10 protein-coding genes and 1 pseudogene are annotated in these 12,311 nt (G+C 62.9%); all 11 read left to right on the top strand.

The annotated features are described in order from the left end of the window. Nucleotides 1–12: 12 nt before the first annotated feature. Nucleotides 13–957 carry an ABC transporter permease gene (locus tag BPRO_RS07205; RefSeq protein ID WP_011482393.1) on the top strand — a complete coding sequence of 315 codons (945 nt, stop codon included), beginning with the start codon at nucleotides 13–15 and terminating at the stop codon, nucleotides 955–957. Continuing rightward, a complete protein-coding gene (locus tag BPRO_RS07200) occupies nucleotides 954–1,775 on the top strand; it encodes an ABC transporter permease (protein WP_011482392.1) in 822 nt (273 codons plus the stop codon). Before BPRO_RS07205 ends, BPRO_RS07200 begins: the two co-directional genes overlap by 4 nt. After that, nucleotides 1,772–3,439, top strand: a complete 1,668-nt coding sequence (locus BPRO_RS07195) for an ABC transporter ATP-binding protein (protein WP_011482391.1) — start codon at nucleotides 1,772–1,774, stop codon at nucleotides 3,437–3,439. Before BPRO_RS07200 ends, BPRO_RS07195 begins: the two co-directional genes overlap by 4 nt. A 51-nt stretch (nucleotides 3,440–3,490) precedes the next feature. Then, on the top strand, nucleotides 3,491–5,044 hold the full coding sequence (locus tag BPRO_RS07190; RefSeq protein ID WP_011482390.1) for an ABC transporter substrate-binding protein: 1,554 nt from the start codon (nucleotides 3,491–3,493) through the stop codon (nucleotides 5,042–5,044). A 215-nt stretch (nucleotides 5,045–5,259) separates the two neighbouring features. Further along, on the top strand, nucleotides 5,260–6,393 hold the full coding sequence (locus tag BPRO_RS07185; RefSeq protein WP_011482389.1) for a C45 family autoproteolytic acyltransferase/hydolase: 1,134 nt from the start codon (nucleotides 5,260–5,262) through the stop codon (nucleotides 6,391–6,393). Nucleotides 6,394–6,973: 580 nt separating this feature from the next. Then, entirely contained in the window at nucleotides 6,974–7,657 is a 684-nt protein-coding gene (locus BPRO_RS07180; RefSeq protein WP_011482388.1) for a helix-turn-helix domain-containing protein, read from the top strand. Nucleotides 7,658–7,785: 128 nt separating this feature from the next. Next, entirely contained in the window at nucleotides 7,786–8,538 is a 753-nt protein-coding gene (locus tag BPRO_RS07175) for an ABC transporter substrate-binding protein (RefSeq protein ID WP_041389376.1), read from the top strand. A 45-nt stretch (nucleotides 8,539–8,583) separates the two neighbouring features. Next, nucleotides 8,584–9,234, top strand: coding sequence for an amino acid ABC transporter permease (locus BPRO_RS07170; RefSeq protein ID WP_011482386.1), 651 nt, complete (start codon nucleotides 8,584–8,586; stop codon nucleotides 9,232–9,234). After that, nucleotides 9,231–9,962 carry an amino acid ABC transporter ATP-binding protein gene (locus BPRO_RS07165; protein WP_011482385.1) on the top strand — a complete coding sequence of 244 codons (732 nt, stop codon included), beginning with the start codon at nucleotides 9,231–9,233 and terminating at the stop codon, nucleotides 9,960–9,962. The genes BPRO_RS07170 and BPRO_RS07165 overlap by 4 nt, the downstream gene beginning before the upstream one ends. Before the next feature lie 10 nt (nucleotides 9,963–9,972). After that, nucleotides 9,973–11,268 carry an NAD(P)/FAD-dependent oxidoreductase gene (locus BPRO_RS07160; RefSeq protein WP_011482384.1) on the top strand — a complete coding sequence of 432 codons (1,296 nt, stop codon included), beginning with the start codon at nucleotides 9,973–9,975 and terminating at the stop codon, nucleotides 11,266–11,268. A 312-nt stretch (nucleotides 11,269–11,580) separates the two neighbouring features. Further along, nucleotides 11,581–11,982: pseudogene (locus tag BPRO_RS07155) on the top strand (transposase); the annotation flags it as partial. Nucleotides 11,983–12,311 lie beyond the last annotated feature (329 nt).

Raw genomic sequence — 12,311 nt, 5'->3', positions numbered from 1 at the left:
GGAAGAGCCATCATGCTGCGTTTTGCGCTGTCCCGTCTCGCCATGGCCATACCGACGCTGCTGATCGTCGCGGTGGCCGTGTTCGTACTGATCCGATTGATTCCCGGCGACCCGGCGCAGCTGCTGCTTGGCGACCTCGCCGACCCGGTCCGGCTGGCCGACCTGCGCGCCCAGCTCGGCCTCGACAAGAGCTGGCCGGTGCAATTCACCATCTGGGGCCGCCACGTGCTGGGCGGCGACCTCGGCGTTTCCATCAACACCGGCGAACCCGTGCTGCACCTGGTGCTGAGCCGCTTTCTCGTCAGCGCGCAGATTGTGATCATTGCCGTGTTCTTCGCCACCCTCGTCGCCGTGCCCGCCGGCATGATCGCCGCCTGGAAGCAAAATCGCCTGCCCGACCTGATGCTGGTCGGCACGGCGACCCTGCTGGTGTCCATTCCCACCTTCTGGCTGGGCCTCTTGCTGCTGCTCTTCTTCGGCCTCAAGCTCGAATGGCTGCCCGTGGTCGGCTATGTCTCCATCATGAACGACTGGAAGTCGGGCTTGCTGTACCTCCTGATGCCCATCCTCACGCTGTTCCTGCATGAGATCGGCGTGCTGATCCGCATGGCCAGGGCCAGCACGCTGGAGGTGCTGCGGCTGGACTACATCACCCACGCGCGCGCCAAGGGCCTGTCCGAGCGCGCCGTGCTGCTGCACCACGCCTTTCGCAACTCTTTCGGCCCGACCTGGACGTTGATAGGCCTGGTGCTGGGCAACCTGCTGGGCGGCGTGGCCGTTGTCGAGACTGTCTTCACCATCCCCGGCCTGGGCCGCCTGCTGGTCGATGCGATCTTCGCGCGCGACTATCCGGTGATCCAGGGCTGCCTGCTGCTGGTCGCCGTGATCTACGTCATCACCAACCTGGTCATCGACCTTTGCTACCCGATCTTCGACCCGAGGGTGCTCGCGGAATGAAAAAGTTTTTAAGCCCGCAGGCCCTGATAGGCCTCGCCATCGTGGGGACCATCCTCGCTGCGGCCATCCTGGCCTTCTTCTGGACGCCGCACGAGCCGCTCAAGATCAACTTCATGGCGCGCCTGAAGCCGCCCAGCGCCACCTACCTGTTCGGCACCGACGAGTTCGGCCGCGACGAGCTCTCGCGCCTGATGGCTGGCGCCTCCAACAGCGTGTGGATCAGCTTCCTGACCGTGCTGTTCTCCATCACCATCGGCACCGCCATCGGCGTGCTGACCGGCTTTGTGCGCGGCTGGACCGACCGCATCGTCATGGCCTTCATCAACGCCCTGCTGGCCTTTCCGGGCCTGCTGCTGGCGCTGGCGCTGCTGGCGGTCTTCGGCGCCAACAAGTACGGCATCATCCTGGCGCTGGGCCTGGCCTACACGCCGTCGGTCACGCGCATCGTGCGCGGCACGGTGATGTCGCTGCGCGAAAAGGAATTCATCGAATCTTCGCGCGTGCTCGGCAATTCCGAGCTTTACACCATGTTCCGCCACGTGCTGCCCAACTGCGTGGCGCCGCTGACGGTGCTCGCAACCTCGATGTTCGGTTGGGTCATCCTCGCGGAAAGCTCGCTGTCCTTCCTGGGCCTGGGCGTACCCCCGCCGGCGCCGACCTGGGGCAACATGCTGGCCGCGGCCCGGCCCTTCATGGCGCAGGCCACTTACCTTTCCATCTTCCCGGGCCTGTGCATCGCGCTGACCTTGCTGGGCATCAACTTCCTGGGCGACGCGGTGCGCGACCTGCTGGACCCGCGCATGAGGGGTATCGAATGACGCATCTGGTGGATGTCTCCGGCCTGAGCCTATCAATCGGCAAGGGCGGCCGCGAAATCGTGCGCAATGTCTCGTTCACGGTCGCGCCCGGCGAAATCGTCGGCATCGTCGGCGAATCCGGCAGCGGCAAGACCCAGGCCGCACGGGCCATCATGGGCCTCACGCCGCCGCCGCTGGTGCGCAGCGCGGGCCACATCCTGTTCGAGGGCGAAGACATGGCGGCGGCCGGCGACGCGCGTTTGCGCGCGCTGCGCGGCGCGCGCATCGGCATGGTGTTCCAGGAGCCCATGACCTCGCTCAACCCCTCCATGACCATAGGCCGGCAGCTCGACGAAGGCCTGGCCCTGCACCGACCCCAGCTCACACCGGCCGCGCGCCGCGAGATGGCGCTGGCGATGCTGGCGCGCGTCGGCATCACCGACCCGCAGGCCGCGCTGGCCGCCTGGCCGCATGAATTCTCGGGCGGCATGCGTCAGCGCATGATGCTGGCCTCAGTCATGCTGCTCGAGCCCGCGCTGCTGATCGCCGACGAGCCGACCACGGCGCTGGACGCGCTGGTGCAGCGCGACGTGCTCGAACTCATGGTCGGGCTCACGCGCGAGCACAACACGGCCGTGCTGCTGATCAGCCACGACCTGCCCATGGTCGCGCGCTACACGCAGCGCATGATCGTCATGCAGCAAGGCGAAGTCGTCGAGGCCGGCGACACGGCGGCCTTGCTGGCCGGCCCGTCGCAGGCCTACACCCGCAAGCTGCTGGAGGCCATCCCGCGCCGGCAGGCGGCGCGCACAATTGCCGACGACCAGCCCGTCATCGAAGTGCGCAATCTCGTATTCGACTACCCAGGCAAGCGCCGGCTGTTCGCCAAGTCCACGGCCAAGCGCGTGCTGCACGGCATTGACCTGGTGGTGCGCCCGCGCGAGATCGTCGCGGTGGTGGGCGGCTCCGGTTCGGGCAAGACCACCCTGGGCCGCGCGATTGCCGGCCTGATCAAGCCGACCGAGGGCGATATCCGTTTTCGCGGGCGTTCGATTGCGCGCAGCGACGCGGGCTGGCTGGACTACCGGCTCAATTGCCAGATGGTGTTCCAGGACCCGTATTCGTCACTAAACCCGCGCATGAGCATAGGCCAGCTGGTCGGTGAAGGGCTGCGGCTGGTGCCTGGACTCTCCTCGACCGAGCGGCAATCGCGTGTTGCCAAGATGCTCGACGAAGTCGGGCTGGAGCCGCGGCATGCGGCGCGCTATGCGCATGAACTCTCCGGCGGCCAGCGCCAGCGCGTGGCGATTGCCCGGGCGCTGATACGCGAGCCGGCCTTTGTGATCGCCGACGAGCCGGTGTCCGCGCTGGACGTCACCGTGCGCGCCCAGGTGTTGGCGCTGCTGGCCGAGCTGCAGGAGCGGCACGGCTTTGCCTGCCTCTTCATCAGCCACGACCTCGGCGTGGTCGAGCAGGTGGCCGACCGCGTGATCGTGATGCAGGCCGGCCGCATCATCGAGCAAGGCAACCGCGACGAGGTTTTCGACCGTCCGCAGCATGCCTACACGCGCAAGCTGCTCTCGGCGATTCCCGCGCTGACGCCCACCGGCCAGGGCGGCATGCAGCTCAAGTGGCGTTTTGACGAAGCCGATGCGCCAGCGGGCGCCCTGCAACCTGCCATGTAACCCCCTGTTTAACCTCTTTCCGTTCGATTTCCGATTCTTAAGGAGCTTCCCATGCTTTCGATGCGATTGAAATTTCTGAGCACCGCCGTGCTGGCGGCCTGTACCGCGGCCCAGGCCCAGACGGCGCAAATCGTGGTCGCGCAGCCGGCCGACATCCGCTCGACCAATCCCGGCGTGAACCGCGACAACACCACCGACGGCGTGGTGCTCAACATCGTCGAAGGCCTGGTCGGCTACCACGAGAACGGCACCGTCGGCCCGCTGCTGGCGCGCTCGATTGTCAACAGCCCCGACGGCCTGACCTACATTTTCAAGCTGCGCACCAACGTCAAGTTCCACAACGGCGAGCCCATGACCTCGGCCGACGTGCTGTGGAGCTGGAAGCGCTACACCGACCCCAAAACCGACTGGCGCTGCCTCAGCGAATTCGACGGCCGCTCCGGCATCAAGGTGACGTCGGTGACGGCGCCCGACGCTCAGACCGTGGTGATGCAGCTGGACCGCCCCTCGGCGGTCTTCCTCGACAACCTGGCGCGTACCGATTGCGGCATGACGGCCATCCTGAACAAGAAATCCGTCAAGGAAGATGGCAGCTGGGACAAACCCATCGGCACCGGCCCCTTCAAGTTCGAGGAGTGGAAGCGCGGCGAGTATGTGACCCTGAGCGCGTTTGCCGACTACCAGTCGCCCCCCGGCACCAAGCCCGACGGCTACCTCGGCCTCAAGAAGCCGCTGGTCGAACAGGTCAAGTTCCTGACCGTGCCCGACATGTCGACCTCCAAGGCCGGCCTGCAGTCCGGCGCCATCGACGCGGGCCAGATCACCTCGTCCGATGTGCAGGAGCTCAAGGGCAACAAAAATCTCAGCGTGGTCGCCGCAGTCGATGCGGGCAAGAACACGCTGCTGATGCAGACCAACGACCCGCTGCTAAAAGACGAAAAAATCCGCCAGGCGATCGCGCTGTCGCTGGACATGAACCAGATCGTCGCGGCCTCGTCCGAAGGCCTGGCCCGCGTCAACAACTCGGCCATCCAGGACACCTCGGCTTACTACACCGCGGCCCAGAAAAAAGGCTACCGCTACGACCCCGCCAAGGCCAGGCAGCTGTTGCGCGAAGCCGGCTACAAGGGCCAGCCCATCGTGATTCAAGCCAACAAGCGCGCCCACGTGCCGAGCTTTTCTGTCGCCGTGATGAGCCAGGCCATGATGCAGGCCGTTGGCATCAATGCGCAGATCGAGGTGCTCGAATGGGCGACGCAGCTGGACCGCTACAACAGCGGCAACTACCAGATGAGTTCCTTCACCTATTCCTCGCGCCTGGACCCGGCCCTGAGCTATGAGCAGTTCTCCGGCAAGAAGGAAAAGCAGCCGCGCAAGGTATGGGATGACCCGGCCGCGCAAAAACTGATCGACCAGAGCTTCACCGAAGCCGATCCGAAAAAACGCCAGGTCCTGTTCGACCAGTTGCACACCATGATGATGGCCAAAACGCCGCTCGTTGTTCTGTACAACGTTACCGATTCATGGGCGGTGCGTAAACGGGTCACCGGATTTTCAGTATGGGAAGGCAAGCCGCTCCTCTGGAATACCCGGATCAGTAAATAGTAAAGAGCAGAGAGAGCAGCGTCCCGGCCGGGGCGCCTTCGGGTCGCGGCGCTGTCGAAATCGGTGACCGCGCCCTTCCGGACGGTTTTCTCCAGCTTCTCCTGCTTCTCCTGCCTCCCCTGCTTTCCTGTATAGCCAGACTGCCTGCCGTTCGCGTGGCATGAACGGGCAACGGGCAACGGGCGAGCAGGTCTCCCATCTCACAAGCTTTGCACATGACTACCCTACAGCAATTTCCTTTTGTGTCAGTTTCGGGTGCGCCCCATGCACGCGGGCTGCAATACGGGCAGCAGGCCGCTGACCGCGTGCGTGCCAGTGCACGTCTTTATGGCCAGACCCTGATAGACCTTGGCTACAGCGATAGCGCCCGCTCGCAGTTGATTGCATATTTTGCAAAGGAGATAGAAGGCTTCGCCCCTCATTACCTGGACGAGATGCGCGGCATTGCGAAAGGGGCCGGCGTCGACTTCCAGGACATTGTGATGATCAATGCCCGCACCGAAGTGCTCGCCAAGGCGCGGGCCGAAAAGGTCAAGCAGGCTGACCTGGAGCCTGGCGACGGCTGCACCGGTGCATTGATACTGCCCGAGCGCTCAGCAAGCGGGAACCTGCTTCATGGGCAAAACTGGGATTGGCGCGCCGAGTGTGTGGAGACATCCATCGTGCTGCGCGTGCGTAACGACAACGGGCCTGACTTTTTGACCTTTGTGGAGGCCGGCGGCCTTGCCCGCAGCGGCTTCAACAGCGCAGGCGTTTCCATCACGGCCAACTACCTGGAGTCGGATCGTGACTTCCAGCAACTGGGCGTTCCGCTTTCACTGATTCGCCGGAAAGTGCTGGAGCAGGAAATTTTTTCACTGGCGATGAAAGCGGTGGCCACCACGCCGAAATCCTGCTCGAACAACATCATGCTGGGCATGGCGCAGGGCTTCGGCATCGATTTTGAATGCACCACCAATGAGGCGTTTCCTATTTATCCCGGCCCCGACAACCTGATCGTCCATGCCAATCACTGGATGAGCCCGGTCGCCTTAAGCAAATTGGTCGACAAGGGCTTGTCGAATTCACCGGACAGCCACTACCGGGACTGGCGTGTGCGCAAGTTGCTGAATAAAAAAGAGAAGCTTGGCCGCCAGGATTTGAAAGATGCATTTTTCGACAACTTTGGCGCTCCCTACGCTGTTTGCCGCCCACCGCGGCCTGGCAGCAATGAAAACCTCTCGGCAACGGTTGCCATGGTCATCATGGAGCCGGCAGTCAGGGAAATGGATGTGGTCCCCCTGCCGGCCCTTAACCGTGTTTTCACGCGCTACAGCCTGACCGAAGAGCCCAAGGTCTTCGAGTCATAGAACTGGAACGAAGAAGAACGGCGGGCGCAACAGGTAGCCGGATTCAGGATTCACGGCGTTTCAGGTTCGAACAACTTGAACAGAGGCCCCCCGCAAACCAGACGCCGCATCCGGCTGAGACCGATGATCATCAGGAATCTTCTGGCGGCATGATGGCTGTGTAGCTGGTCGACCCCGCAGGCGATGGACCGCCTACAAAACCACTCAGCGCCCGAGTTGCAAGGTTGCGATGCGATCTTCCAGTTCGCTGCCTGCCGTCCTTCCGAATCTTCGTTGGTGATCTCTTGGTGATCTCTTTCTGGTGCACCCTGACGGCCCCCTACAGAGTGCATGCATCGCGCGCATTGCACCAGCAACGTGCGTGAAAGCTTGCCCTCAGCCCCCACTGCCTTCGCACCAGGAACTCATCCGGGAAAAAGGCCAACCCTTGAGAATTCTCTCGGAGGGTAACAAGGAGAGGAAATAAGGATGGGCAGATTTTGTTCTAGGGTTCAACCTGATATGAATTAAACCTCTCCTGGCTAAACTGGCCCGGCAATTGCTTTGTGTAATTTACACAAAAATAGAAATTTAACAATTCATGCCGCCAGACACGAATCCCCATCCATCCTCATCTGCCGACGCCGCAGCCGAGCGAACCAACTCATGGAAGACCGCGCCCACACCTTCCGCGCAGCGCATCAACTCCGTGATCGACCTTTGGCTGGGAGAGCAAGTGCGCCATCGCCGAAAAGCGCTCGGACTCCCATTGCAACAGGTTGCGCTGGGTTGCGGCATCTCTGTCAGCCTGCTCAGCCAGATTGAACGCGGGTTACGTTCCATTTCACTCCGAACGCTTGCTGCCCTGTCGAACGAGCTGCAATTACCACTGGAAACGTTGATCAGGAACACGCAGCACGACCAGAACGAAGGCGCGTCGGAGCGCTCTGTGGTGCGCGCCGGCAAGCATCAGCGCATCGACCTGGGCGACAAGGGCATCCATAAAGAGAAACTAACGCCACCGGCGTCGACCGGCGGCGTCGAGCTGTACCGGGCCGTCATCGACCCCAAGGGCTCCACGGGCGATGCGCTGTTTTTTACCCATAAAGGCGAACAGGTGGGCTATGTGGTCGAAGGCCAGCTCGAACTGTTCATCCAGGACCGTCTTTACCGGCTGCAGGCCGGCGACAGCTTTTGCTACGACGGTGTCACACCGCGCCGCTGGCGCAATCCCGGCCCGTCGATCACGACGGTGCTTTGGGCCATCACCGGCACGCTCAGGTAGCTGGCCGCATTGATCCCATCGACCCCATCGACCCATTTCTCCCACGGCCACCCGGAAAAATGCCGCCAGGGCTGGCCCATCGCAACCGCGGCATGGATTTTTTTGACATTACAGAACGGAAACTCACCATGAAATTCGCAACGCTTGCAACTTCTCTTGCCGTCACCTTTGCACTATCGCTGTCAGGCCCGGCTTCGGCGCAGACGGTGCTGAAGGTCGGATCCACGCCGACCGGCAGCCCTTTCACTTTCCTGGACACCAAGACCAACACCATTGACGGCGTGATGGTCGACATCGTCAATGCGGTGGCCAAGGAATCGGGCTTCGGGGTACAGATCGAACCCATGCAGTTCTCGGCGCTGATCTCCTCGCTGACTTCCAAGCGCATCGATTTGATCTCGGCGGCGATGTTCATCACGCCGACGCGCCAGGAAGTCGTGGACTTTTCGCTGCCGATCTACAGCTACGGCGAAGGCGTGGTTGTGTTGAAGCAGGACACGGTCGCCTACCAGAGCTTCGCCGACATGAAAGGCAAGCGGGTCGGGGTGCAGGTCGGCACGGCCTTCGTGGAACCGTTGCAAAAGAGCGGGATGTTTTCAGAGGTCAAGCTCTACGAAACCACGCCCGACCTGATGCGCGACGCCAACGCCGGGCGCATCGACGCGGGCGTGCTGGACTACCCGATTGCCGCCTTCGCCGTGGCCAAGGGACAGTTTCCCAACCTGCGCATGGTCACCAGCTTCAAGCCGACCATGGTCAACAGCATCGGCATGGCCACCCGAAAAGGCGACACCGAGCTGATGGGCAAGGTGAATGTCGCCGTGACCAAGCTCAAGGCCAACGGCACCATTGACGCCATCCTGAAAAAGTGGGGCCTGTGAGCCTGACCCCGACCCACTCAGCAATCTACTGAAAAACGAATACCCATGATCCAGTTTCTGCACCATGCACGGGAGTTCATGCCCATCCTGCTCCAGGGGGCCTGGCTCACCATCCTCGTGACGCTGGGCTCCTTGCTGCTGTCCACCATGCTGGGCCTGGTGTGGGCCGTCATGCGCGTGTCGGGCATCCCGCTGCTGGCCAATGCAAGTGCCGCCGTCATCAACCTGCTGCGCGGTATCCCGATCATCGTGATCTTGTTTTTCCTGTATTTCGTGATGCCTGATGTCGGCATTTCGCTGTCGGCGCTGCAGGCCGGCATCCTCGGCCTGGGCATCGCCTATTCGGCCTACCAGGCCGAGAATTTCCGCGCCGGCATCGAAGCGGTGGACCATGGCCAGGTCGAGGCGGCCCGTGCCATGGGCATGAGCTGGGGGCTGATGATGCGCCGCGTGGTGCTGCCGCAGGCCGTCAAGATCGTGCTGCCGCCCTACGGCAACATCATGATCATGATGCTCAAGGATTCGTCGCAGGCCTCGACCATCACCGTCGCCGAACTGGCGCTGCAGGGCAAGATGATCGCCACGTCCACCTTCCAGAACGCGACCGTTTTCACGCTGGTCGCGCTGATTTACCTGGTCATGTGCGTGCCGCTGATTCTGCTGGTGCGCCATCTTGAGAAGCGGGGCAAAAAATGATTGAAATACGCGACTTGCAGAAGTCCTACGGAACGCACCACGTTCTCAAAGGCATCAACGCCACCGTTTCCAAAGGCGAGGTGGTGTGCATCATCGGCCCTTCAGGTTCGGGAAAGTCCACCATCCTGCGCTGCATCAACGGGCTCGAAAGCTACAACGGCGGCAGCATCGAGATCCACCGCCAGCGGGTTGACAACACCCTGCCGTCCATCAAGGCCATTCGCACCGAGGTGGCGATGGTGTTCCAGCGCTTCAACCTTTTTCCGCACCGCACCGTGCTGGAGAACGTGATCGAGGGGCCGATCTACGTCAAGGGTGAAAAGCGCGAGGCCGTGATCGAGCGGGCCAGGCAGCTGCTCGCCAGCGTGGGGCTTGCCGAAAAGGAAAACGCCCATCCGCCGCAGCTGTCGGGCGGCCAGCAGCAGCGGGTTGCCATTGCGCGCGCGCTTGCCATGCAGCCCGAGGCCATTTTGTTCGACGAGCCGACTTCCGCGCTGGACCCTGAACTCGTGGGTGAAGTGCTGGGCGTGATGCGCAAGCTGGCGGAGTCAGGCATGACCATGGTGGTCGTCACGCACGAGATGCAGTTTGCCCGCGAAGTGGCCGATCGCGTGATGTTCATCGACGGCGGCGTGATCGTCGAGCAGGGACCGTCCAGGGAGGTTCTGAACAATCCTCAAAACCCGCGCACGCAGGACTTCCTGCGACGTGTTCTCTACCCCATGTAAAGCGCCAAACATGTCACAGGAATTCTTTCCCCTCAGTCCGTCCCTGTGGGCCGCCACGGCGGCGCCCGCGCCCGAAACCACCCCGCTGCAAAGCGATGCGAAAGCCGATGTGGTCGTCATCGGCGCGGGCTACTGCGGCTTGAGCACGGCACTGCACCTGGCCGAGCGCGGCGTGCGCGTCGTGGTGCTCGAAGCGCGCGACATCGGCTTCGGCGGCTCTGGCCGCAACGGCGGACAGGTGATTCCGGGCATGAAGTTCGACCCGAGCGAGCTGATGAAAATGTTCGGACGCGAGAAAGGGCAGCACCTGGTCGATTTTGCCGCCAGCACGGTCGATGCGGTGTTCAACCTGATCGACAAGCACCGCATGGACGTGCCGCATGTGCGCCGTGGCTGGATTCAGGGCTCGCACACGCCGGCCGCGCTCAAAATGGCCGAGCGGCGCGTGCGCGATTGGGGTGCGCAGGGTGTCGCCGCGCAGTTGCTGGACCGGGCTGAGACGGCCCGCCTGCTGGGCACCGACAAATACCTGGGCGGCTGGATGGACCCACGCGGCGGCGGTGTACAGCCGCTGAGCTACGTGCGCGGCCTGGCGCGCGCTGCGATCGCAGCGGGCGTGGTCATTCAAACTGACAGCCCCGCGGCGCAACTGCTGCAAGACCAGGGCCAGTGGCAGGTCGTGACCGCAGGCGGCGCCAGGGTCAGCGCCGAGCGCGTGGTGCTCTGCACCAACGGTTACACCGATGGGTTATGGCCGCAGCTTAGCAAATCGATCATCAACGCCAACTCGTTCCAGGTCGCGACCGAGCCGCTTCCCGAAGCTGTCCGCAGGAGCATCCTGCCTGAAGGACATGTCTCTTCCGATGCACGCAACCTCTTGCTCTATTACCGAATTGACCACAGCGGCCGTTTGTTGATGGGAGGACGCGGAACCTTTAGGGAGCCCGATCCAGCCCTGCCCGGCAACTGGTCGCATCTGCAGAACGTGATCGGCAAGCTGTTCCCGCAGGCGGCCGGGATGCCGATTGCTTACCGCTGGTGCGGGCATGTCGCCATCACGCGCGACTACCTGCCGCACCTGCATGAGCCCGCGCCGGGCTTGCTGATCGACATCGGCTGCCAGGGGCGCGGCGTCGGCCTGCAGACGCGCATGGGGCAGGCACTGGCCGAGTACATCGCCACCGGCGACAAACAGGCACTGCCCGTCGCGCCATCGACGATCAAGCCATTTCCGCTGTACGGGTTGAGGCGCCTGTACGTCTCGGCGGTAATCGGATGGTACCGAATGACCGACGGCGGCGTTTAGGGATTCTTGACGATGCTCGGAAAAGGACTCAGGAGTCACTTACTCGGCCCCCAGCTTCTAAACCAGGAAAGCAAGGGACAACTTACCATGAGGTGGCGACGAGGGAGAAGTCCGGCAAGGGAATAGGTCACAGGCATTCAAGCTAACTCGGCGGTTCCATCGTTCAAGCGCGCATGGTCAGATATACAAGGCCAGTGCAGCAGTTTTCAAGAGCTACGCAGCTCGAGGCGGAAGGGTTCTGCCGTGATCCAAAAACCTGGGAACGCGCCGAATCGATTCGACGCACGGACAGCCCGAAACAAACCGTGGTCTAGCTGGGACTGCGAGCGGCGCGTGATCGCGCGGCTTGAACACGATGCGCGCGAAGCCAACCCACGCTTCGTGGTGACCAGCCTGCAGGGCGAGGCGGAGAACCGCATCAAAGAGGCGCAGATCGACCTGTTCGGCCGACGCGCGAGTTGCCACAAGTTTGCGGCCAACCAGCTGCGCTTGCTGCTGGCTGCCGCACTGGCTTACACGTTGATGGTCACCCTGCGCCGCCTGGCGCTCAAGGGCACCGAGCTGGAGCGCGCCTGCACGGACACGATCCGCACGAAGCTGCTCAAGATCGGCGCGGCCATCGTGCGCAATACCCGGCGCGTGCGCCTGCTGCTGGGCTCGAGCCACCCGCTCAAGCATGTGTTCCTCACCGCAGCCCAGGCACTCGCCCCGTAGAACCCATCCAGTGCTGTCCCCGGCCCGTTGACAAACAACGGGGGTAAGGGGGGTGCGCCCAGCGCGGCAGAAAACCGTCCCAACGGGGTGCTCAAGCCGCACCCCAGCCGTCCAAACAACCACAACTCACCTCGAACCGCCTTCGTCGAGCGACTGGTGAAATATCCAGGCTAGAGCCCTGCCGCAACGCTTAGGGCTCGTTCGGGAATAGGTTGTGCATTTGGCCGTCGGAGTCGGGATGCGCTGCCAGGCGCGGGGAGCGCCGTGTGGCCAAGCCACACAAGCGAGTCGCAACAACGCAGCGCGCCCGAAGCTGGCGAGCAAAATGT

It is taken from the genome of Polaromonas sp. JS666, from assembly GCF_000013865.1.
Taxonomy (GTDB): domain Bacteria; phylum Pseudomonadota; class Gammaproteobacteria; order Burkholderiales; family Burkholderiaceae_C; genus Polaromonas.
The sequence above is the reverse complement of the archived record's forward strand: the minus strand, read 5'-3'. Positions and strand labels throughout refer to the sequence as shown.

Coding starts and splice junctions, on each gene's coding strand:
- BPRO_RS07205 (WP_011482393.1), top strand. CDS start 13: ATGCTGCGTTTTGCGCTGTCCCGTCTCGCCATGGCCATACCGACGCTG.
- BPRO_RS07200 (WP_011482392.1), top strand. CDS start 954: ATGAAAAAGTTTTTAAGCCCGCAGGCCCTGATAGGCCTCGCCATCGTG.
- BPRO_RS07195 (WP_011482391.1), top strand. CDS start 1,772: ATGACGCATCTGGTGGATGTCTCCGGCCTGAGCCTATCAATCGGCAAG.
- BPRO_RS07190 (WP_011482390.1), top strand. CDS start 3,491: ATGCTTTCGATGCGATTGAAATTTCTGAGCACCGCCGTGCTGGCGGCC.
- BPRO_RS07185 (WP_011482389.1), top strand. CDS start 5,260: ATGACTACCCTACAGCAATTTCCTTTTGTGTCAGTTTCGGGTGCGCCC.
- BPRO_RS07180 (WP_011482388.1), top strand. CDS start 6,974: ATGCCGCCAGACACGAATCCCCATCCATCCTCATCTGCCGACGCCGCA.
- BPRO_RS07175 (WP_041389376.1), top strand. CDS start 7,786: ATGAAATTCGCAACGCTTGCAACTTCTCTTGCCGTCACCTTTGCACTA.
- BPRO_RS07170 (WP_011482386.1), top strand. CDS start 8,584: ATGATCCAGTTTCTGCACCATGCACGGGAGTTCATGCCCATCCTGCTC.
- BPRO_RS07165 (WP_011482385.1), top strand. CDS start 9,231: ATGATTGAAATACGCGACTTGCAGAAGTCCTACGGAACGCACCACGTT.
- BPRO_RS07160 (WP_011482384.1), top strand. CDS start 9,973: ATGTCACAGGAATTCTTTCCCCTCAGTCCGTCCCTGTGGGCCGCCACG.